The sequence below is a fragment of the Sulfurovum sp. UBA12169 genome (genome assembly GCA_002742845.1).
In the GTDB taxonomy this organism is placed as follows: Bacteria; Campylobacterota; Campylobacteria; order Campylobacterales; family Sulfurovaceae; genus Sulfurovum.
The window spans coordinates 446,081-466,756 of sequence record DLUH01000005.1 but is presented as its reverse complement, the minus strand read 5'-3'; the positions used below and the strand labels follow the sequence as shown (position 1 = coordinate 466,756).

38 protein-coding genes, 1 tRNA gene and 1 other RNA gene are annotated in these 20,676 nt (G+C 39.3%); 3 read left to right on the top strand and 37 right to left on the bottom strand.

From position 1 onward, the window contains the following. Window positions 1-91: 91 nt before the first annotated feature. The 36 genes from CFH81_07410 to CFH81_07235 all read right to left on the bottom strand — a co-directional run bounded on the left by CFH81_07410 (window position 92) and on the right by CFH81_07235 (window position 18,450). The gene (locus CFH81_07410; GenBank protein DAB40032.1) at window positions 92-622 is read right to left on the bottom strand and encodes a hypothetical protein; all 531 of its coding nucleotides are present in this window, start codon (window positions 620-622) and stop codon (window positions 92-94) included. Between the two features lie 222 nt (window positions 623-844). Further along, window positions 845-1,159, bottom strand: a complete 315-nt coding sequence (locus CFH81_07405) for a nucleoid-associated protein, YbaB/EbfC family (GenBank protein DAB40031.1) — start codon at window positions 1,157-1,159, stop codon at window positions 845-847. Next, window positions 1,160-1,528 (bottom strand): aspartate 1-decarboxylase, encoded by a 369-nt coding sequence (gene panD, locus CFH81_07400; GenBank protein ID DAB40030.1) that lies wholly within the window; start codon window positions 1,526-1,528, stop codon window positions 1,160-1,162. A 210-nt stretch (window positions 1,529-1,738) separates the two neighbouring features. Then, entirely contained in the window at window positions 1,739-2,116 is a 378-nt protein-coding gene (locus tag CFH81_07395) for a ferredoxin (GenBank protein DAB40029.1), read from the bottom strand. Between the two features lie 108 nt (window positions 2,117-2,224). Beyond that, on the bottom strand, window positions 2,225-3,520 hold the full coding sequence (locus tag CFH81_07390) for a UDP-N-acetylmuramoyl-L-alanyl-D-glutamate--2,6-diaminopimelate ligase (protein ID DAB40028.1): 1,296 nt from the start codon (window positions 3,518-3,520) through the stop codon (window positions 2,225-2,227). Next, window positions 3,520-4,098, bottom strand: a complete 579-nt coding sequence (locus CFH81_07385) for a hypothetical protein (GenBank protein ID DAB40027.1) — start codon at window positions 4,096-4,098, stop codon at window positions 3,520-3,522. Before CFH81_07385 ends, CFH81_07390 begins: the two co-directional genes overlap by 1 nt. A gap of 1 nt (window position 4,099) precedes the next feature. After that, window positions 4,100-4,378 (bottom strand): hypothetical protein, encoded by a 279-nt coding sequence (locus CFH81_07380; protein ID DAB40026.1) that lies wholly within the window; start codon window positions 4,376-4,378, stop codon window positions 4,100-4,102. A 206-nt stretch (window positions 4,379-4,584) separates the two neighbouring features. Next, window positions 4,585-4,935 carry a 50S ribosomal protein L17 gene (locus tag CFH81_07375; GenBank protein ID DAB40025.1) on the bottom strand — a complete coding sequence of 117 codons (351 nt, stop codon included), beginning with the start codon at window positions 4,933-4,935 and terminating at the stop codon, window positions 4,585-4,587. 24 nt (window positions 4,936-4,959) lie between these two features. After that, a complete protein-coding gene (locus CFH81_07370) occupies window positions 4,960-5,961 on the bottom strand; it encodes a DNA-directed RNA polymerase subunit alpha (protein DAB40024.1) in 1,002 nt (333 codons plus the stop codon). A 19-nt stretch (window positions 5,962-5,980) separates the two neighbouring features. After that, window positions 5,981-6,607, bottom strand: coding sequence for a 30S ribosomal protein S4 (locus CFH81_07365; protein DAB40023.1), 627 nt, complete (start codon window positions 6,605-6,607; stop codon window positions 5,981-5,983). Window positions 6,608-6,694: 87 nt separating this feature from the next. After that, window positions 6,695-7,069, bottom strand: a complete 375-nt coding sequence (locus CFH81_07360; GenBank protein DAB40022.1) for a 30S ribosomal protein S11 — start codon at window positions 7,067-7,069, stop codon at window positions 6,695-6,697. Between the two features lie 11 nt (window positions 7,070-7,080). After that, the gene (locus tag CFH81_07355; protein ID DAB40021.1) at window positions 7,081-7,443 is read right to left on the bottom strand and encodes a 30S ribosomal protein S13; all 363 of its coding nucleotides are present in this window, start codon (window positions 7,441-7,443) and stop codon (window positions 7,081-7,083) included. 2 nt (window positions 7,444-7,445) lie between these two features. After that, window positions 7,446-7,559: a 50S ribosomal protein L36 gene (rpmJ, locus tag CFH81_07350; GenBank protein DAB40020.1), complete on the bottom strand. Its 114-nt coding sequence runs from the start codon at window positions 7,557-7,559 to the stop codon at window positions 7,446-7,448. Window positions 7,560-7,827: 268 nt separating this feature from the next. Further along, complete coding sequence (locus CFH81_07345) at window positions 7,828-8,046, bottom strand: translation initiation factor IF-1 (protein DAB40019.1); 219 nt, start codon at window positions 8,044-8,046, stop codon at window positions 7,828-7,830. Window positions 8,047-8,093: 47 nt separating this feature from the next. Next, window positions 8,094-8,849 (bottom strand): type I methionyl aminopeptidase, encoded by a 756-nt coding sequence (gene map, locus CFH81_07340; protein ID DAB40018.1) that lies wholly within the window; start codon window positions 8,847-8,849, stop codon window positions 8,094-8,096. After that, window positions 8,849-10,111: a preprotein translocase subunit SecY gene (locus tag CFH81_07335; GenBank protein DAB40017.1), complete on the bottom strand. Its 1,263-nt coding sequence runs from the start codon at window positions 10,109-10,111 to the stop codon at window positions 8,849-8,851. Before CFH81_07335 ends, map begins: the two co-directional genes overlap by 1 nt. A 1-nt stretch (window position 10,112) precedes the next feature. Continuing rightward, a complete protein-coding gene (locus CFH81_07330) occupies window positions 10,113-10,511 on the bottom strand; it encodes a 50S ribosomal protein L15 (GenBank protein ID DAB40016.1) in 399 nt (132 codons plus the stop codon). Between the two features lie 10 nt (window positions 10,512-10,521). Beyond that, window positions 10,522-10,962: a 30S ribosomal protein S5 gene (gene rpsE, locus CFH81_07325; GenBank protein DAB40015.1), complete on the bottom strand. Its 441-nt coding sequence runs from the start codon at window positions 10,960-10,962 to the stop codon at window positions 10,522-10,524. A gap of 9 nt (window positions 10,963-10,971) precedes the next feature. Further along, window positions 10,972-11,328, bottom strand: a complete 357-nt coding sequence (locus CFH81_07320; protein DAB40014.1) for a 50S ribosomal protein L18 — start codon at window positions 11,326-11,328, stop codon at window positions 10,972-10,974. Window positions 11,329-11,337: 9 nt separating this feature from the next. Then, window positions 11,338-11,880, bottom strand: coding sequence for a 50S ribosomal protein L6 (locus CFH81_07315; protein ID DAB40013.1), 543 nt, complete (start codon window positions 11,878-11,880; stop codon window positions 11,338-11,340). A gap of 10 nt (window positions 11,881-11,890) precedes the next feature. Continuing rightward, window positions 11,891-12,286, bottom strand: a complete 396-nt coding sequence (locus tag CFH81_07310) for a 30S ribosomal protein S8 (GenBank protein DAB40012.1) — start codon at window positions 12,284-12,286, stop codon at window positions 11,891-11,893. A gap of 13 nt (window positions 12,287-12,299) precedes the next feature. After that, window positions 12,300-12,485 carry a type Z 30S ribosomal protein S14 gene (locus tag CFH81_07305; GenBank protein DAB40011.1) on the bottom strand — a complete coding sequence of 62 codons (186 nt, stop codon included), beginning with the start codon at window positions 12,483-12,485 and terminating at the stop codon, window positions 12,300-12,302. Beyond that, a complete protein-coding gene (locus tag CFH81_07300; protein DAB40010.1) occupies window positions 12,485-13,030 on the bottom strand; it encodes a 50S ribosomal protein L5 in 546 nt (181 codons plus the stop codon). The genes CFH81_07305 and CFH81_07300 overlap by 1 nt, the downstream gene beginning before the upstream one ends. A 4-nt stretch (window positions 13,031-13,034) precedes the next feature. Beyond that, on the bottom strand, window positions 13,035-13,268 hold the full coding sequence (locus CFH81_07295; protein DAB40009.1) for a 50S ribosomal protein L24: 234 nt from the start codon (window positions 13,266-13,268) through the stop codon (window positions 13,035-13,037). Then, window positions 13,268-13,636 carry a 50S ribosomal protein L14 gene (locus CFH81_07290; protein ID DAB40008.1) on the bottom strand — a complete coding sequence of 123 codons (369 nt, stop codon included), beginning with the start codon at window positions 13,634-13,636 and terminating at the stop codon, window positions 13,268-13,270. Before CFH81_07290 ends, CFH81_07295 begins: the two co-directional genes overlap by 1 nt. Next, window positions 13,636-13,884, bottom strand: coding sequence for a 30S ribosomal protein S17 (locus tag CFH81_07285; protein DAB40007.1), 249 nt, complete (start codon window positions 13,882-13,884; stop codon window positions 13,636-13,638). The genes CFH81_07290 and CFH81_07285 overlap by 1 nt, the downstream gene beginning before the upstream one ends. Window positions 13,885-13,894: 10 nt before the next feature. Next, window positions 13,895-14,086: a 50S ribosomal protein L29 gene (locus CFH81_07280; protein ID DAB40006.1), complete on the bottom strand. Its 192-nt coding sequence runs from the start codon at window positions 14,084-14,086 to the stop codon at window positions 13,895-13,897. Continuing rightward, entirely contained in the window at window positions 14,073-14,498 is a 426-nt protein-coding gene (locus tag CFH81_07275; protein ID DAB40005.1) for a 50S ribosomal protein L16, read from the bottom strand. The genes CFH81_07280 and CFH81_07275 overlap by 14 nt, the downstream gene beginning before the upstream one ends. A 2-nt stretch (window positions 14,499-14,500) precedes the next feature. Further along, window positions 14,501-15,199: a 30S ribosomal protein S3 gene (locus CFH81_07270; protein ID DAB40004.1), complete on the bottom strand. Its 699-nt coding sequence runs from the start codon at window positions 15,197-15,199 to the stop codon at window positions 14,501-14,503. Between the two features lies 1 nt (window position 15,200). After that, window positions 15,201-15,539: a 50S ribosomal protein L22 gene (locus CFH81_07265; protein DAB40003.1), complete on the bottom strand. Its 339-nt coding sequence runs from the start codon at window positions 15,537-15,539 to the stop codon at window positions 15,201-15,203. 9 nt (window positions 15,540-15,548) lie between these two features. Beyond that, a complete protein-coding gene (locus CFH81_07260) occupies window positions 15,549-15,827 on the bottom strand; it encodes a 30S ribosomal protein S19 (protein DAB40002.1) in 279 nt (92 codons plus the stop codon). Between the two features lie 9 nt (window positions 15,828-15,836). Next, complete coding sequence (locus CFH81_07255; GenBank protein DAB40001.1) at window positions 15,837-16,664, bottom strand: 50S ribosomal protein L2; 828 nt, start codon at window positions 16,662-16,664, stop codon at window positions 15,837-15,839. Window positions 16,665-16,674: 10 nt separating this feature from the next. Then, window positions 16,675-16,956, bottom strand: coding sequence for a 50S ribosomal protein L23 (locus CFH81_07250; GenBank protein ID DAB40000.1), 282 nt, complete (start codon window positions 16,954-16,956; stop codon window positions 16,675-16,677). A gap of 1 nt (window position 16,957) precedes the next feature. Further along, window positions 16,958-17,551, bottom strand: a complete 594-nt coding sequence (locus CFH81_07245) for a 50S ribosomal protein L4 (protein DAB39999.1) — start codon at window positions 17,549-17,551, stop codon at window positions 16,958-16,960. Then, complete coding sequence (locus CFH81_07240; GenBank protein DAB39998.1) at window positions 17,548-18,129, bottom strand: 50S ribosomal protein L3; 582 nt, start codon at window positions 18,127-18,129, stop codon at window positions 17,548-17,550. The genes CFH81_07245 and CFH81_07240 overlap by 4 nt, the downstream gene beginning before the upstream one ends. A 9-nt stretch (window positions 18,130-18,138) precedes the next feature. Further along, entirely contained in the window at window positions 18,139-18,450 is a 312-nt protein-coding gene (locus tag CFH81_07235; protein DAB39997.1) for a 30S ribosomal protein S10, read from the bottom strand. A gap of 171 nt (window positions 18,451-18,621) precedes the next feature. Between CFH81_07235 and CFH81_07230 the strand changes: the two genes are divergently transcribed. After that, entirely contained in the window at window positions 18,622-19,695 is a 1,074-nt protein-coding gene (locus tag CFH81_07230) for a hypothetical protein (protein DAB39996.1), read from the top strand. 6 nt (window positions 19,696-19,701) lie between these two features. Here the strand turns inward: CFH81_07230 and ffs are convergent. Continuing rightward, window positions 19,702-19,799: signal recognition particle sRNA small type (gene ffs, locus CFH81_07225), an RNA gene on the bottom strand. A gap of 177 nt (window positions 19,800-19,976) precedes the next feature. On the opposite strand from ffs, the gene CFH81_07220 reads away from it, so the two are divergent. Further along, window positions 19,977-20,064: transfer RNA gene (locus tag CFH81_07220), tRNA-Ser, on the top strand. A 146-nt stretch (window positions 20,065-20,210) separates the two neighbouring features. Further along, on the top strand, window positions 20,211-20,672 hold the full coding sequence (locus CFH81_07215) for a hypothetical protein (protein ID DAB39995.1): 462 nt from the start codon (window positions 20,211-20,213) through the stop codon (window positions 20,670-20,672). The last annotated feature ends 4 nt before the right edge of the window (window positions 20,673-20,676 follow it).

Genomic DNA, 20,676 nt, shown 5'->3' with positions numbered 1-20,676 from the left:
CACGATGATAAACCGAAGGTTAAAAAGGATGCGGAAGCAAGCCGCGGCTTGCTTGTGTTTTCAAAGATTGAATTGGTTCAATCAGGCAACATTATTCATTGGGATAGAGATTAAACTTGGCTCCTTTTTCTTCTAAAAATTCAACGACCTTTTTCTGCCCTAGTTTTTTTGCATAGTCCTTTGCTGTTGCTCCTGAGCCGTCTTTTGCATCCAACTTGGCGCCTGACTCAATGAGAAGTGCGATCATTTCTAAATCACTAAAACATGAAGCCAGCATCAGAGGCAAGATACCGCTTTTTCGTTTTGTCTGATTTAGATCAATGCCTTTGTTTATACAAAGTTTGACAACTTCTTTGCGCTTAAACTTAATAGCGATATCAAGAGCACTCACTCCATCTCTATCGACATCATAAATATTTGCTCCATGCGCAAGCAAAAGCTCTATCATTTCAATAGAAGCATATTTGCGTATCGCATAAAAAAGCGGGCTGATCTCGTCATACTCTTCAAGATCATACTCTTCCCCGATGAGGATCGGCTTGATTGCACTTGCTCCGTTTTCAAGCATTGATTTCATTTTTACCAGAGAATCGTTGGCTATCACTTCTGTCATTTCATTCATCATCTATCCTATGTTACCGTTTGGTAATCTTGCTATTGTATGATTTTATTATCTCAAAGAGAGATCAAAAAACTATAAAGGAGAAATCAAGATGAAAATAAGCAAAATCCTTAAAAAAGTGATTAAGTTAGATGGATATCACTCGTTAACATCAAGAGCAATCGTTAAACTGCAATCATCCAAGGAATTCAACTATCTTGTCGATGTCAAAAAACTATAAACCTATTTTGATCCGAAAGGATTGAATCCACCCATCATTCCCAGCGCCTGAGACTTTTTATTGTCTTCTACCATTTTGATCACATCATTCATTGCACTTATAAGTAAAATCTGCAGCGATTCTTTATCTTCCAATAGGCTGTCATCGATCTCAACATCTATAATCTCCCCTGCGCCATTGGCTTTTACTACGACGAGCCCACCGCCGCTTTTCGCTGTCAACTCAATATTTTTGGCTTCTTCCTGAAGTGTCTTGGCTTTTTCCTGCATCTGTTCGAGCATTTTGCTCATATTGCCCAAATCTAATCCTTCAAACATCTATTTCAATCCTTCAAAAGTTTGTGAAATGGTGTTATCATCATCCAGGATCACAATCTTTGGCACATAGCTGTCTGCCTCTTCTTCGCTCATCATCGCATAGGCAATAATAATAATCTTATCACCCCTATGCACTTTTCTGGCTGCAGCCCCGTTGAGACAAATATCACCCTTTCCCCGTTCTCCGGCGATAATATAGGTAGAAAACCTCTCGCCGTTATTGACATTGACAATATCTATCTTTTGACCCACTCGCATCTTGGCAGCATCCAAAAGTTCTTGATCTATTGTTATAGAACCTACATAATTCAAATTTGCATCCGTAACTGTTGCTCTATGAATTTTGCTATAAAGCATCGTAATGTTCATATCTGTTCTCCTTCAAAATAAGCGACACCTTGCATTTCTCTACTTTTTTGCAATTATACCAAAATCTGTTCATTACTATTATACTCAAAATTGTGGAGTGAAGGTGAAACAATAATTGTCGTCTTCTCATTTTGTCTCTGAATTTATGATTACCTATGAAGTTGCCCCAAAGCAAGTATGGGGCGAACAATTTTTTACTAACAGCAGCTGTTATCTGGCTATGCTCGCCGGCGGGGTAGGTTCCCCCCACATTTCTTCAGCTATTACATATTCCTTCACCACATTTCCGCCGATAATATGTTCTTCTATAATGCGGTCAATTTTTTCTTTTGTCAATCCTACATACATTGTGTGTCCAGGCTCAACAAGCATAACGGGTCCCTGCTGGCAACGATTTAAGCATCCCGTCTGTACCGGCTGCACAGTACCGATAATTCCTTTCATCATCAGACTTTGCGCCAAGTGCTGAAAAAGCTGCTGGGATTCCGGATCATTTTGGCTTACGCAGCTTGGTTTCGGCATTCCCGGAGGTGCACTCTGCTGACACTTGAAAATATAAAATGCTGGTTGGGGTATACTGCCTATCATCACAAATCCTTTAAATTTTAATTAAGAGTATTCTACTCCTAATTGCTTAATTGCAGATTAACCAATTTATCTACAGGTAAAATTTCACCGCCTGATAAGAGTTCGGCTTTATGCGCCGTGCGCCAAAAGTGCTCTTACAACTTCCCTGTCATCAAAATGATATTTAACCCCTTTAATTTCTTGATAATCTTCATCCCCTTTACCCAGGATTAAAAGCGCATCTCCTTTTTTAAGTTCATCAAGTGCCATTTTAATCGCCAGCTTTCTGTCCGGCGTGGCTACAACATGATTTTTGCCTTCAAGGCCTGCCAAAATATCTTCGAGTATCATCTCAGGCACTTCATCGCGTGGATTATCACTTGTAACATAAATTTTCTTGGCAAACTTACCCGCCACCGCACCCATACGGGGGCGTTTGCTCTTATCACGATTTCCTCCCGCTCCAAACACAACAGAGATATCCCTATCTTTGATAGAATCAAGCACTTGGTACATTCCATCATCAGTATGTGCAAAATCGACAATGATAAGCGGGTCGCGGCTTACCACCTCCATGCGACCTGCCACTCCGGCAAAATTTTCTACTACTTCGCAGATTTCTTCTACTTTTTTTCCGGTAAGCATGGCTACAGAACCGACCGCCGCCATTAGATTAAAAAGATTAAAAAGCCCAACCATGGGAGAATGAAAGGTCGCCTCTTCTTTTAAATGCTTGATTCCCGCCGTAATACCATCAAGCAGCGAGAAGGCTTGCACTTTAAACGTAGCAGGCTGATCAACGCCATAGCTTTGTGCTCCAATGGGATTGTAGGCGATATTTTTAATATCATCTTTATTGAGAAGTTTTGGGGATTCATCGGCAAAAAAGAGACTTTTAACCCTTCTGTATTCTTCTACAGTACCATGATAATCAAGATGATCGCTTGTCACGTTTGTATGCACTTTGAGTGCAAATTTTATTCCCTCGATACGCTTTTGATCTATCGCATGTGAACTGACTTCCATAATAAAATAGTTGCAGCCTAAATCCATGGTCTTCTTCATATTGTTAAGTGTTTCCAGAACAGACGGGGTGGTCATGCTCTTCTCTTCAATACGCTTTTCTTGCGCAAAAAGCCCACGTGTTCCCTGTAAAGCAGGTCTTTCTCCAAGATCGATCAAAAAAGAATATATAGCAGCAGTTACTGTTGTTTTGCCGTTTGTGCCCGTTACCCCCACGACCTTTAATTTGTCTATTTTCCAAAAAGCAATAAGCTCTTCGGGCGTAACAATAGAAGGTTTTTCTTCTAGAGCCTCATAGTATTGATTGTTTTGTGATGTTTTTAAAAAAAGCGTATGACCATCTAGTTCGTGGGTATCGTCGGTTAAAAAGCGATATGTTTCTTTTTCAAAAGGTATTTTCACTATTTCACTCCCTTGACGATATGATAAAGAGCTAAAATATCCTGATCATTCCCAAAAAGATTTGCGCTTGCATCGAGATAGTTAAGTGCCATTTCATCAAATCCCTCTCCGGAGAGTCTCGTAACAAAATCAATAAATTCATCTTTATTTGTAATTACCACTTTGGTAGAAAACATAATATCTTCAAATGTTTTTTTAAAGCTGCCTCTTTGCTCGACGAGTTCAAGAAAATCACCGTAGCGTATTCCCTCCCCATACTCAACCTCTTCTTCCAGGGAATCGGCTAAAAGATCTTGCACTTTTAGCTTGGTATCTTCCAGTGAAGTGATAATGCTGTCAATAATTTGGGCGGCATTATCTTTTTGGTATTTAATAATTTGATAATAATCAAATAATGCTTGCGCCTCTTCTTCTCTTTCAATGCCCAGGTCACTCAGGTATACCCCTACTTTTGCCTCATCAAGTGTTGGATAATCTTTAAGTATAAGCCCATAATTTCTCAAAGCATTGGCATATTCACCTCTTAGAAATTCATTTTCTGCTCTTTGCAATAAGATTTGTTTACTTGTTTTGCTCATTTTAATTCAATTGATCCAGTTTATCTTCAAATCCGGCCGGCACATTAACCACCTTAAGTTCGGGATGAATCAGCGTCTGCATTTGTCTCTCTACCCCAAATTTCAATGTTGTATTGCTGCTTGCGCATCCCACACATGCACCCTGTAGTTGCACAAATACAACACCCTCTTTAATAGCTATTAGCTTAATATCGCCTCCGTCAAGCTTGATAGAAGGCCTAACCTTCTCTACCACTCCTTGTACCGCAGGTTGTAATTCTTCATCTGTAAAAGGGATCAAAGTCTCTCCTTTGTTTTATTATTGGTGCAAATAAATACCATTTAATTATAACAGAAGCATCGTAAATGTTTCCATATAATTTTATTGTGTTTTATACACTAAAAGATTGAGTTTGTCAATACTGACAACATAGAGATTTTTTTGAAAATTCAGGGCGAGGTACAATTCAAGGCAAAGCCCTGAGTTGCTGTTTTGCAGAATGGCGACTATACGAGTTCTATAATTGCCATAGGTGCTGCATCACCTTTTCTTATGCGTGTTTTGATAATTCTTGTATATCCACCGTTTCTTTCTTTGTAAGTAGGTGCAATTTCATTTACAAGTTTGTTGGTACACTCCTTATCTTGCAACATCGCAAAAATAGCTCTATGGGCATTAAAATCACCTACGGAAGCTTTGGTAATCAGCTTTTCGTAGTAACCCCTAAGTTCTTTTGCTTTTGGCAATGTGGTTTCTATTCTGCCTTCTTTTGTTAAAGCGATAGAAAGATTTTTTAGAAGTGCCGCTCTATGAGAAGACGTTCTGCCCAATTTGCGGTAACCATGCTTATGTCTCATATTAATCCTTTATTGTCTGTACAACTATGCTTTTAGTTGCTCTAATTTCTTTACAAGAGTTGCTCTTGTATTGTCCGGGAGTTCAAACTCTGAACCAAATCCATGCTCGATAAGACACTCATTAATCTCATCTAGAGATTTTTTACCAAGATTTTTGATATTTTTAATCTCTGTTTCACTCATCAATACCAATTCGCCAAGAAACTTTAATCCTGCTCTGTCAAGTGAGTTAAATGATCTGGCACTCAATCCAAGACTATCCACTGGCTGCAGGAAAAGTTTAAGTTCACTGTCATCGTTGTTTCTCTTCACCGGAGTATTGCCGATATCAACATTGAGCACACCGCCAAATACGGAAAGCTGCTTATTCATAACCTCTAATGCATTGGTAAATGCCTCTACCGGTCCGATCTGGCCATCTGTTACAATGTCAAACGTAATTTTTTCATAATTAGGGTTATCCTCTACCAGTACCGGTTCGATCTTATAGTTTGCTTTTCTTACCGGGGTAAAAAATGCATCCAAAGCAATGCTGTCTCTGTCTACATCATCCCTAAGATCTTCACTGGGCACATAGCCGATCCCTTTTGCGATAACCACCGTAAAGTTAAGTTCTGCATCCTCGTTGAGTGTTGCAAGAGGAAGATCTCCGTTCACCACTTCAATCTGATCATTGTTAAGATCCAGCGCAGTCACTTCTTTATGTCCACTAAAACTGTACTTAAGTTCTACCTTATCGCTTTCGTCTTTGATTTTAAAACGAATATTTTTAAGGTTGATAATAAAAACAGCAACATCTTCATGCATACCTCTGATATTATCAAACTCATGAGCAGCACCTTCAATCTTTACAGAAATAGGTGCATAACCGATAGAACTTCCCAAGATAAGTCTTCTTAGCGGATGCGCAAGTGTAACTGCATATCCACTCTCAAAGGGATAAGCAATAATTTCAGCTCTATTGGCATCAATTTCTTTTACTTCCACCTCTGTTGGCATATATGGTGCAACTTTAATTTTTCTCATTAACTAGCCTTTACTAAGATTATTTAGAATAAAGCTCGACGATTAGACGCTCTTCAACTGGGATTGAAATCTCTTCTCTTTCAGGAATTCTTGTAAAAAGTCCGAAAAGTTTTTCTTTATCCACATCAACCCACTCAACCATACCGGTTTGGTTAGTCAACTCGATTGCTCTAAGAATTTGAGAATTGCTTTTGCTTTTCTCTCTAATTTCAATTTTTTGACCTGCTTTTACTCTGTATGAAGGAATATTTACTCTTTTTCCGTCCACCACAATATGTCCATGATTAACAAATTGTCTTGCGGATGCTCTTGTCGTAGCAAATCCCATTCTATACACAACATTATCAAGTCTTTGCTCAAGAAGCTGGATCAAAATATTTCCCGTATTTCCTTCTTTTGCATGTGCTTCCTTAAACAATGTTCTAAATTGTTTTTCACTTACGCCGTACATAAATTTAGCTTTCTGTTTCTCTCTAAGCTGGAGACCGTATCCGCTAATTTTTGTTCTTCTTTGTCCATGTTGTCCTGGTGCATATGGTCTTTTCTCCAATGCACTTTTGCCGGCAAGTTTTCTCTCACCTTTCAATCCAAGATCAACACCAAGTCTTCTTTCTAGTTTTTCAACAGGACCTCTATATCTTGCCATCTATATTACCTTTTTATTTTTCGTAAAAAATATAAGCATTGCGCTGCAATGCATACCTAAACTACTATTTTTAATTTATTAATTAAATTACACTCTTCTCTTTTTAGGAGGTCTGCATCCGTTGTGAGGAAGCGGTGTAATATCTTTGAGGAATGTTACACGGACACCTTCTGTTGCACCAATAGATTTAACTGCTGTATCTCTACCAGAACCTGGGCCCTGTACCTTAATGCCCACTTCTTTGATGCCGTTTTCTTTTGCTTTTTCCATTGCGTCTGCTACAGCTTCTGCTGCTGCAAAAGGTGTGGATTTTTTACTTCCCTTAAAGCCTAATGCGCCTGCACTGCTCCAAGAAATAACATTTCCCATTTCGTCAGTTACTGTAATTACGGTATTGTTAAATGTTGCAGCTACGTACACTATACCTTTAGCAATACTTTTTTTTGCTTTTTTCTTAGCCATTCATTTACTCCTTATGCCGCGCCAACAGTTTTACGCTTACCTTTTCTAGTACGCGCGTTAGTCTTAGTGCTTTGTCCACGAACAGGAAGTCCTCTTCTGTGTCTAAGACCTCTATAGTTTCCTAAATCCATAAGTGCCTTGATGTCAAGTGCTACTTTCTTGCGAAGATCACCTTCCACCATGGCATTTTCTTGAATGTCGTTACGAATTATTGCTGCTTCAGCATCTGTAAGTTCATAAACTCTTTTGCTGTAGTCTATGCCAGTTCTGTCAAGAATTTGTCTTGACGTTGTAAGCCCTATACCAAAAATATAAGTAAGGGCATACTCCATTCTTTTCTTTTTAGGTAAATCAACACCTGCTATACGTGCCATACTTATCCTTGTCTTTGTTTATGTTTTGGATTTTTACAAATCACGCGTACGATACCTTTGCGCTTAATAACTTTACAGTCATCGCACATTTTTTTCACTGATGGTCTAACCTTCATTGGTTACTCCTACGATATTTTTGCACCTAGAGTGCACAAGGCACTCTTTGTTTGCGTGGACTATCGAGTATCATAATCCAATCCTTGAGTAATCGGTGCTACTTAATCAAAGATTCTTCACGCAGTTTTAAATCCCTAGAGTTTAAGGGACAGTGATTTTATCTAAATAATTATTAATTAATGCTTATGAAATTTAGTTTGGACTGAAAATATACCCACGGGTTCACCTTGGGTACCATCTTGAAAAAAGACATATTGCCAGAAAATACTATTTATATCTAAATGTAATACGACCCTTGTCTAAACTATATGGCGTTAGCTCCACTTTTACTTTATCGCCCGGAAGGATTTTAATGTAGTGCATCCTCATTTTTCCTGCAATATGACAAAGTACAATATGACCATTCTCAAGCTCTACCCTAAAAGTTGCATTGGGAAGCGCCTCTACCACTTTGCCGTCTATCTCTATTACGTCATCTTTTGCCATTATATTCCTTTATGAAATGTATGCTATTAAAACTGTCATTGTCCATATTATGCTTGAGTCAATATCATCGCTTTGCCATCTACGATAGCAACTTGATGCTCATAATGACTCGTTCGCAATCCATCCTCACTCACCACCGACCAATGATCCCCTAGTATTACCGGTTTGCCACTTTTTTTGCATACCATAGGCTCTATGCAGAAAACCATCCCATTTTTTATTTTGGGACCCTGGTTTGGTTTGCCTTCAAGGTAGTTAGGAATATTGGGTTCACCATGAGGACTTGTGCCGATACCGTGTCCGCAATACTCTCTCAATGGCACAAAACCGCGGGAGACAATGAAGTCTTCAAGAATTTTTGTCAATTCCTTAAAGCGCATACCCTCTTTGATCAAACTGATCGCGTGATAAAGTGCATCTTTAGAGCAGTTAATGAGCTCTTGGTCTTCTGGGGATATTTTTCCTATTCCCATAGTAATCGCTGCGTCACCATAATAGCCGTCTAATTTGGTACCTATATCAAGGCCCAGGATATCACCTTCTTTAACAATGGTTTCATCCGGCACACCATGGATACAGACTTGATTGAGGGAAGTACACACAGAGCCCTTGAAGCCATAAAGCCCTTTAAAAGAAGGTTCTGCGCCATGCTGGCGAATAAACGCTTCTCCAATACTGTCTATTTGCTCTAAAGTCATTCCTGGTTTTATAATATTTTGAAGATGCTGAAGTGTTTTCCCTACAATCTCGCCAGCTTTTTTAAGCTTGACGATCTCGTCGGATTTCCTAATCGCAATAGCCATTATAGACCTACATTGCCCAATGTATCATATTGATTCATTGTTCTTTGTGCTTCAATCTTTCTCATGGTGTCAAGCGCCACTTGAACAATAATCAACACAGAAACTCCCCCAAAGTAAAAGCTTGCACCCATTCCGCTAATAAGTAAAAAAGGTACCGTAGAGACAATTGCCAAATAAACTGCACCTGAACCGGTGAGTCTGCTTGCTACTTCGTTCAAAAACTCTTTAGTATGAACTCCCGGTCTAACACCCGGTATAAATCCGCCTTGTCTTTTGAGGCTATCTGCAATGTCTTTGGCATTAAATGCAATCGAAGCATAAAAAAATGCGAAGAACATCACCAGCAAAAATGTCGCAACATTAAATACTATCCCCCCCGGCGCCAATGTGTCAGCAATTGCTGTCATCCAAGGATGCGTGCTTGCCTGCAGCATTGTAAGAGGGAACATTAATATAGCGGAGGCAAAAATTGGCGGTATCACTCCCGAAAGATTCACTTTTACAGGAATATAATTCATCACTCTTTTGCTTTGATTTTGCATAATCGTTTTTCTTGAATAGGAAATTGGGATTCTTCTCTCACCCAATTCAACATAGATGATAGCCCAAACAGTAATCAAAATGATTGCCAAGATGCCAAGCACAACCAAAAAGTTCATCTCTCCAGCATTCACTGCTTTAACCGTATTGGATATGGCTGAAGGCAACCCTGAAACGATACCGGCAAAAATGATCAAGGAAATACCGTTTCCAATACCTTTTTGTGTGATCTGCTCACCTATCCACATCAGTAACATTGTACCGGTCAACATGGAGAAAGTTGCCAACGCTGTAAACATCATCGGGTCAATCATCACTGCACTCTCGCCGCCTCGACCTGTCATGCTTTGCAATCCCATTGATACACCAATCGCCTGCACCACTGTAATAAAAATAGTAAAATAACGAATAATTTGCATGTATTTTTGCATACCGTCACGTTCTTTTTTCATTTGACCGAGTGTAGGGAAAGTAGCTGCGAGAAGTTCCATTACGATAGAAGCAGTAATATAAGGCATGATGCCCAAGGAGATAATACTTAAGCGCTCAACTGCGCCACCGCTAAACATATTGGCTAATCCCAAAGCATTATTTGTATTGTCATCAAAGAACTCTTTGATGACATTCAAATCAACACCCGGTGTTGGGATATAAGCTAAAACTCTATACGCAAAAAGGAATCCCAAAGTAATCAGAATTTTCTGAGTTAAAGCATTGCCCATCTTATTTTCCGCTTGTAGTAACAGCTTCGTCTTTGATTTTAGATGCAAGATCTTTTGCACTTGCGCCAATCAATTTAACTCTCGTTACTGTTTTTTGTAACTTGTGTACTGATTTGATACTTTCAAGAGTAATCTCAGAAAGTTCAGCAATTGCTTTAATTTTTTCGACATTGATCACATATGGTTTTTCCACACTTGACACGAAACCGATTTTAGGCAATCTTTTGTAAAGCGGCTGCTGACCACCCTCAAAACCTCTTTTTCTTTTGTTTCCTGTTCTGGCTTTTTGACCCTTATGACCACGCCCGGCTGTTTTACCTGTACCTGAACCTTGACCGCGTCCAACTCTTTTTTTGTTTTTAGTTGAGCCTGGAGCTGGTTGTAAATTATGTAAACCCATATTTTACCCCTTACGCTTTGATTCTAGTAAGTGCTTGGATTGTCGCCCTTACTAGGTTGTTTGGATTGTTTGAACCGATTGATTTTGAAAGGACATCTTGGATCCCTGCAAGCTCTAGTACCGGTCTAGCTGCACCGCCGGCAATAATGCCCGTACCTTCACTTGCTGGTCTTAGTACAATTCGGCTAGCATTGAATTTGTGTTCAATATCATGTGCGATAGTCGCACCTTTGATATTGACTTTCACAAGGTTCTTGTGTGCATCATCCACCGCTTTTTTAATCGCATCAGGTACTTCTTTGGCTTTACCAAATCCGTATCCTACTGTACCATTTTTGTCACCTATGACAACAAGAGCAGTAAATCTGAATCTTCTACCGCCCTTAACAACCTTGGTAACACGTCCGATATTTACGATTACTTCTTCAAATTCTTTTTCAATAGTTTCCATCATGCTTCCTTAAAACTTAATTCCGGCTTCTCTAAGTGCATCAGCAAAAGAGGCTACAACACCGTGGTAAAGGTAACCATTTCTGTCAAATACAACACTGTCGATATTTTTAGAAGCAAGGTTTTTCGCCATTTCCTCAGCCACTCTCTTAACATCGTCTTTGTTAGCTTTAAGTCCAAGCTTTCTACCGTCAGCATAAGCCAATGTTACACCTGCATTGTCGTCGATTGCTTGTGCATAAAAATGTTTGTTGGATTTAAAGATGGTCAATCTTGGTTTTACTTCGGTACCAAAGATTTTACCTCTAACCCTAGCTTTTCTTTGAGTGCGCAGTTGATTTTTTCTTTTTTGAATACTTTTTAACATCCGTCACTCCTACTTTTTCTTGCCGGCTGATTTACCAGCTTTTCTAATGATTGTCTCATCACTGTATTTGACACCTTTGCCTTTATACGGCTCTGGCGGTCTAAATTCTCTGATTTCGGCTGCAACCTGTCCAATAACCTGTTTGTCTGTACCGCTTATTGTAATAACGTTCTTTTCTACAGAAATATCAACGCCTGCAGGGATTGGATATAGAATATCGTGTGAATACCCAAGCTGAAGCTTAAGTGCATTGCCTTCAACTGCTGCTCTGTAACCCACACCATTGATTTCCAAAGATTTTTTAAATCCCTGATCTAAACCAATAATAATATTATCAAAAAGCGCTCTGTATGTTCCCCAAAACGCTGAATCTTGTTTGTCATCGCCTGCTCTTGAGAAAGTAACCTCATTACCATCTATACTGATGCCTACTCTACCGTAAGTTTCAAGTCTTTTTTCAAGATTGCCTTTTTTAGCGACGAGAGTCGTACCGTCGAGTGATACCTCAATACCACCTGCTACAGTTACTGGTCTTTTTCCTATTCTTGACATCTTTAATTCCTTACCAAATACTACAGATTACTTCGCCACCGATACCGCGCTTATACGCCTCATCGTTTGCAAGTACGCCTTGGCTTGTTGAAACAACCAAAGAACCATATCCGTTTTTAAATGTTCTAATTGCATCTTTACCTTGGTGAACACGTCTACCAGGTTTAGAAATCTTTTTTATTTCGTTGATAACGCTTTTTTCATTCTCGTCATATTTAAGAACTACTTGAATTGTTTTCTTATTGCCATCTTCCAACACTTTGTATCCCTCAAGATACCCTTTTTCAACAAAAATAGCCACTGTTGCTTCAATGGTTTTTGAGTGAAGAAGCGTTGTTACGTCTAATTTTCTTTGCGCAGCATTTCTTATACGAGTAAGAGAGTCTGCAATTATATCTGTCATCATCTATTTCTTCTCCTTACCAGCTTGCTTTACGCATACCAGGAATTAGACCTTCGTTGGCCATCTTTCTTAAACACACACGGCAGATACCAAAATCTCTGTATACTGAGTGCGGTCTACCGCAAATATTACATCTTGTATAGGCTTGAGTAGAAAATTTTGGTTTTCTCTTTTGCTTAGCAATCATTGATTTCTTTGCCATTAGTTTCTCCCTTTAGCGAAAGGCATACCAAGCTTTTCTAAAAGCGTGAATGCTTGTTTATCATCTTCAACATTTGTAACGATCGTGATATTCATACCGTGAGTTTTAATGATTTTATCAAACACCACTTCCGGGAACATCAATTGCTCTTGAAGACCGAAGTTATAGTTACCTCTACCATCAAAACCTTTTCTTGGCGTACCTCTAAAGTCTTTTACTCTTGGAAGTGCGATAGATACAAGTTTATCAAAGAAGTTATACATATTTGCGCCTCTAAGCGTTACTTTAATACCGCTTGGTGAACCTTCTCTTGCTTTAAAACCGGCTACAGATTTTTTCGCCATAACAATCACTGCTTTTTGTCCTGCAATAAGAGAAATAGTATCTGCCATATTTTGAATCAACTTACTATCTTTACCCTCTTCGCCGGCACCAACAGAGATAACGATTTTTTCAAGCTTCGGAGTCTGCATCGCATTAGCTATCCCACACTCTTCTCTAAGCGCAGGAACGATGTCATTGTACTTTTGCTTCATTCTACTCATAGGATTAACCCTCTACTTTTTTTACATTTGAGACATGGATTGGCATCTCTTTGTTGGCAAATCCACCCTCTTTGTTTTGTTCGCTTGGCTTAACAGCTTTTTTAGCTATTTTACATCCAGCAACAACCACTGCTTCTTTCTTAGGCAATACCTGAAGAACTTCTCCCGTTTTGCCTTTATCATCACCAGCGATGACCAATACTTTGTCACCTTTTTTGATTTTTAACTTTGTAGCCATTACCATACCTCCGGCGCAAGTGATACGATTTTCATAAAACCTGCATATCTTGTTTCACGACTTACTGGACCGAAGATACGCGTACCTATTGGCTCTCTTTTGTCGTCAATAATTACAGCAGCGTTGTCATCAAATCTGATAAGCGATCCGTTTTCTCTCTGAATCTCTTTTTTAGTTCTTACCACAACTGCCTTAACCACTTTACCTTTTTTTACTTTTCCTGTCGGAAGTGCTTTTTTAACTGAAGCGATAATTACGTCGCCTACCGATGCGTATCTTCTCTTGGAACCACCAAGTACTTTGATACACATAACTTCTTTTGCTCCACTGTTGTCTGCAACATTCAATCTTGTAAACGCCTGGATCATTACGCTTCTCCTCTCTTGACGATTTCAAGAAGTCTGAAGCTTTTTGTTTTTGAAAGCGGTCTGCACTCAATTGCGTTTACCGTATCACCGACATTCACTGCATTCTTTTCATCATGAACAAGGTATTTTTTAAATCTTTTTACTGTTTTGTGATATCTTGGGTGAAGAACTCTTCTCTCAACCAAAACAGTCGCTGTTTTATCTCCAGCTTTTTTAATCACCGTTCCTGTTATCTGTCTTTTTGGCATTTTTTACCCTTTACTTCGATCTCACAGCTGTGAGTGCTGTTTGGATTCTTGCGATATCTTTTTTCGCTACTCTTAACTCTGAAGTGTTCGTCAACTGCATAGTTCTTAGCTTTGCATTAAGCGTAAACACTTCAAGTTTTTTCTCTTTAAGCATTGCTAAAAGTTCTGCTTCATTTTTATCTTTCAAATCAATATAATTCATTACTATCCTTTGCAGTGATGATTTTACACTTGAATGGCATTTTGTGGATTGCCAACATCAAAGCTTCTCTTGCAAGAGTCTCTTCAACACCTGCCATTTCAAAGATGATTCTGCCCGGCTTGATATTCATAACCCATTTCTCAACGGATCCTTTACCTTTACCCATCCTTGTTTCAAGTGGCTTAGCAGTCAGTGGCTTATGAGGGAATACTCTAATCCATGTTTTACCTGATCTGCTGATTTTTCTTGTCATAGTAATACGCGCTGCTTCAATTTGTCTAGAATCAATTCTACCTGCTTCGGTAGCTTTAATTGCGATATCACCGAACTCAATTTTGTTACCTCTGAAAGCTTTACCGCGGTTGCGGCCTTTTTGCTGCTTTCTCCATTTGGTTCTTTTAGGCATCAACATAACTATTCACCTCTTTTTCTAGATGGTCTTTTGCCACCTTTTTTCTCTTCTTGCGGTTCTGCCTGGATACCTTTTGCGAGGACTTCTCCTTTAAAGATCCACACCTTGACACCGATAATTCCGTATGTAGTATGTGCTTCTGCAAAACCGTAATCAATTTTTGCTCTAAGTGTATGCAAAGGCACTCTTCCTTCTAGATACCACTCAGTTCTTGCCATTTCTGCACCGCCAAGACGACCGGAAACAGAAATTTTAATTCCTTTTGCCCCTGACTTAAGTGCACCCTGAATCACTTTTTTCATCGCTCTTCTGAAGGCTACTCTTCGCTCAAGCTGCGTTGCAACATTTTCGGCAGCAAGCTGGCCTGAAGCCTGTGGACGTTTTTCTTCTTTAATGTTAAGCGCAACTTCTTTGCCAAGCATCGTTGTCAATGTTGACTTAAGCTTTTCAATATCCGCACCTTTTTTACCAATAATAATGCCGGGACGTGCTGTCACGATATTTACTCTTAGTTTTTTAGCCGTTCTTTCGATGATAATATTAGATACGCCTGCATAGAAAAGTTCTTTTTTCAAATATTTTCTAATTTTATAATCTTCAGCAATAAAATCAGACGCCCTACCTTTTGCAGGGAACCATCTTGACTCCCAATTTCTATTGATTCCAAGTCTAAGACCTATTGGATTGACTTTTTGACCCATATTAAGCGTCCTCCCCTTTTTTTTCAGCCACGCCGACTTCCACCAAAATATGTGCCGTTGGCTTAATGATTCTTGATGCAGTACCTCTTGCTCTTGGTCTCCATCTTTTCATTACTGCTGCCTTATCTACTCTGCATGAAGTAATAGTTACTTCTTCGGGCTCATAGTCGCCGTTTGCTACAGCTGATGCAATCACTTTAGAGATAATTCCTGCTGCTTTGTTTGGCATAAACTCAAGACTTGCAAGCGCAAGCTCGGCATTCATTCCCTGAACTTCTTTAGCAATCAGTCTTGCTTTTGTAGGTGAAACTCTTACGAATTTTAATAATGCTCTACTCATCTCTCACCCCTAGCCTATTTTCTTTTGAACAGAACCTTTATGGCCCTTGAATGTTCTTGTTGGCGCAAATTCACCAAGTTTATAACCTACATGGTTTTCAGTTACAAATACCGGCACAAATTGTCTACCATTGTGTACATTAATCGTCAAACCGATGAATTCAGGGAAGATCACTGATCTTCTCGACCATGTCTTAATCGGTTTGTTTGAATTTTCTTCTTTTGCTTTAAGCACTTTTTTCATTAGGTGACCATCAATAAATGGACCTTTTTTTGTCGATCTTGCCATTTTAGCCCCTTACTTCTTTCTCTTAGAGATGATAAGCTTATCACTAGCTTTTTTCTTACGTGTCTTATAACCTTTGGTTGGCATACCCCAAGGAGAAACCGGATGTCCTGAAGAACCCGTTTTACCTTCACCACCACCATGCGGGTGATCTACAGGGTTCATTGCGGAACCTCTTGTCTGAGGTCTTATACCAAGGTGTCTGCTTCTGCCGGCTTTTCCGATCACGATATTTGCAAAGTCTTCATTTCCTACTGTACCGATAGTTGCAAGACATTCGCCAAGAACATATCTCATCTCGCCCGAAGGAAGTCTCAAGGAAACATATTTGCCCTCTCTACCCATAATTTGCGCGTAGCCTCCTGCTGATCTTGCCATTTGACCGCCACGACCTGGATTGAGTTCGATATTGTGTACCAAGGTACCCACAGGGATACTTTTTAGTTTCATTGCATTGCCGGTTTTTATATCAAGTCCGGACTCTGCTGACATGATTTTGTCGCCAACATTCAAGCCTTTTGACTGAAGTACATATCTTCTGTCTCCGTCAACATATTTGACAAGACAGATTCTACAGTTTCTGTATGGATCGTATTCAACCGTTGCAACAGTTCCTTCGATACCAAATTTGTTTCTTTTAAAATCAATGATTCTATATAGCTTTTTTGCGCCTGCCTCTTTGTGTCTAGACGTGATTCTACCGTTGCTGTTTCTACCTGCTGCTGCTGGTAATTTTTTAAGTAGACTTCTTACACTTGCTTTAGCAGTAATATCACTGCTGTCAAGATTTGTCATATAACGACGTGAAGGTGTGGTTGGTTTATATGATTTAATTGCCATCTCTTCTTCCTTATACCGCTAAGCTTTCAATTTTAGCATCTTCAGGAAGCTTGACATAGAATTTTTTCAAATCTGCCCTTTTACCTTCGATACCTTTAAATCTTTTCACTTTTCCGTTCACTCTCATAGAGTTTACTCTGAGTGGGTTAATACCAAAAAACTCTTTGAATACCTCTTTAAGACCATTTTTTGTCATTCTTGGAGTTGTCTGAACAACGATGACACCCTCTTCTTGAAGAGACAAGCTCTTCTCTGTATACATTATTGATTTAATATCTGTAATATCTGCCATCTTAACTCTCTTTAGTCAATTTTTCAAATACAGCTTTTTCGATCACAATAGAGTGATATGCGGCTGCAAGATAAGCGTTAAGCTCATTTTCTTCAACAAGATATGCATTTTGAAGATTTCTGAATGCCAAGAAACTCTTGTCATCAATCATCTCTTTTACTACAAGTACGTCTCTTTGTCCAAGACTGTTTACAAATGCCAAAGCATCTTTGGTTTTACCTGATTCTACTGCAACATTATCTACCACAAAAAGTCTTTCATTGGCTGCTTTTTCCGCTACTGCATGGTAAAGTGCAAGTTTCTTTTGCTTTTTATTGACTTTGAGGTCATAGTTTCTGTCTGTGCTTGGTCCAAACGCAACACCCCCGCCTTTATAGTGCGGAGCACGGATTGATCCCTGTCTTGCTCTACCGCCGCCTTTTTGAGCGAATGGTTTTTTGCCTCCGCCGCTCACTTCAGCTCTTGTTTTGGCCTTTGCAGTATTTGCTCTAAGGCCAGCTGCATATGCTTTGCAGTAAAGATAAAGGTTATGCGGATGAACTTCCAGAAATGCCTTAGGAAGATCAGTTGTTTTAATTACTATTGGGTTACTCATTTCACGATCCTTACCAATCCTCTAGCGCCATTATGCCCAGGAATTGAACCTTTTAATACTAAGATGCCGTTTTCAGCGTCGAAAGACACAACATCATTTTTTACAGTTATTTTAGTGTTTCCGTATTGTCCAGGCATCTTTTTGCCTTTTTGAACACGTCCCGGCCATTCAGCATTACCGATAGAACCAACTCTTCTACCAAATCTATGCCCGTGAGCACCTGGTCCTCCGCTGAATCCGTGACGCTTCATGCCGCCTTGGAAACCTCTACCCTTGGTGTTAAGAGATGTTTTTACAACCGCGGCTTCTGCAAGTACTGCCAGATTCAAATCCCCAGCTTCGGTACCTTTGGCCACTTCAATTGTCATAAATTTATTAAACTCTTTAGACACACCGTACTTAGTCTGTTGACCTTCGATGCTTCTGTTTAGTTTTTTGCTGCTGTTGTATGCTACAAGTGCTTTTCCGTCTTCTCTCACTTCACAAACTTTCGCCTCAACGACTTTAAGAAGCGTAACTGGAACACTTGGTACATCAATCGTTCTACTCATACCAATTTTTTCTATAATAAATTCCATTCCCTACTCCTACTTGTCCATTGATCTGATTTCAACTTCGATTTCAGGTGCTAAATCCAACTTCATAAGTGAATCAATAGTATCTGAAGTAGCCGAAACGATGTCGATCATTCTTCCATGGGTTCTGATCTCAAATTGCTCACGACTGTCTTTATTGACATGCGGCGATCTAAGAACCGTATAACGCTTGAGTTTAGTAGGCATTGGAATAGGGCCCCTAATCTCTGCACCAGTACGTTTGACTGCATCTACAATAGCAGCAACTGATCTGTCTAACACGCGATGATCATAAGCTTTAAGCTTTAATCTAATTTTTTCCATTTTTTACCCTTTAAAGAACTCGTTATTTATATCCAAAACCAAGGCAAGGATATACCTAACATAAATTTAGGAACGCGAATTATATCTAAACTTTTTTTTACAGACAATAGTTTTTAATCCAAAAATGCTATAATTTTAAAAAATATTTCCTTTTTAAAAGGAAGGATGGCTATGCTTTTACTTGAATATTATCAAAATCAGCACTATTTTAATGAACATTACGTGCCAAGAAAAACTCAAATTCCTCTCCAGGGGGACATTAATCTCTATGGTGTAAGGGGCTGCGGCAAAAGTGCGATGGTACTAGACTACATTCAAGAAGAACCTCAAGAATGCACGCTCTATATTGACATGGAGGATCCTAACCTCATCTTTGCCTCCCTCGCAGTGGAGACACTGCAAAAATACATAGACAAAATGCAAATCAAACTGCTTGTTTTGGATCACTATACGCAAAACGCTCTCACTTCTTTTCCCAGCGTAGAAAGATTGATCGTGGTAACACGGATCAAACTGCATCACACTTCCCTTGATCCATTGGAGCTTTTTCCTTTAGACTACGAAGAGTTTCTTGCTTTCGAAGGCTCTGTTTCGGCCACCAATGCTTTTAACCATTTTCTTAAAACAGGCACGCTCCCGCAAATGGCAAAACTTCACAAATCAAACACTTCTGCAATGAAGATCTTCATGCAGAGCCGCTTTGAGCCCAATGAACAAAAACTGCTTTTGATTCTTGCGCAGCATCACACTCAGCATCTCACCGTACATCAAATTTATAATTTTGCCAAGGAGAAGTTCAAGGTTTCAAAGGATTGGCTCTATAAAACAATTAAAGCCTTTGGCGACGAAAAGCTTCTTTTTTTCATCGAAGACAGATACCAAAAAAGTGGGAAAAAGATGCTGTTGTTTGATTTTGCTTTTGCCAAATATTTTACAACCGGACAACCTTTTATGCTTCAATTTGACAACATGGTTGCATTGGCCATGGTCAAGCACCATATTATTTTTGAAACCTTGGGAAATCACGGTTATCTGACGCAAGAAGATGAGCTTGTTATTGCGGCACCCTTTGAAAGCGAAGAGAGCTTCTGGGTCAAATCACAAAATAAGTTTTCTCTATATAAAAAATATGGTATTCGCAAGGTTACGATCGTTACGGTAGCCAACCAATATGAATTTCACATAAAAAACATACATTTTGAAGCATTGCCATTTTATGAGTGGAGTATTTTAAACGAAGAGTGAAAGCACCTCTCCCCAGATCCCTGCGGCACACAGTAAAGAAAGGTGGGCTGCTATGTTCCCATCCTGACCCGCTGTCTCTCAGTACCGTTGCACAGGTCTAAGAAGAGGCAAGGGAATGATACCAAACTTTGTCTTAAAAATTTATAGATTTCTAAGGATTTTAAGAGATACTCTTTTGTATAATACCGTTCTTCAATCCAAACTAAACTATCCAGGGCATTAGCCGACATTTTAGTGGGATCAATAAAATGAACTTTGTTCATCTTTAAGAAGAATTGTGTAGAGAGGTGGCCGAGTGGTCGAAGGCGCACGACTGGAACTCGTGTATGGGGCAACTCATCGAGGGTTCGAATCCCTTCCTCTCTGCCATACCAAGACTTCAATTATTTGTAAAAAATTAACCAAACTCGAAAAAACACCTTTTTCTGGAAATAAATTTTTATGGCTTTTGACTCTTCTGCAAAGCAATTTCACAGTATACTTTAACTATTAAAATACAATATAGGGAGTGTGGCATGCCCAAACTTAAAATTATCTCTTCTGTTACTTTTTTTATAGCGCTAATCTTTATATGTAGCGGTTGCAGTTCGCCAAGCTTTTTTGGAGGAAAAGTTGAAAGAGAGTATTTTACTGGAGGAAAAATCCGCTCCGAATTTATCATGAGCGACGACACAGGCAAAAACGGGTTACTAAAAAAATACGGATACGATGGTCGGGTTACCTCTACAGCCCAAATCAAAGACGGAATGAAAAACGGTATAGAAACATGGTACGACAAAGAAGAGAAGATCTTGATGACTATCCCATATGTCAACGGCAAAAAAGAGGGCGCACAAAAAGCGTTTTATCCAGATGGCAGCTTGATGATCTCAACAACCTATAAAAATGACATCAAAGAGGGAGAAGCTATCGCCTTCAACAAAGACGGCACGATTCATCAAAAAGTGATTTTTAGAAACGGGCAAATTATCAATTAATCAG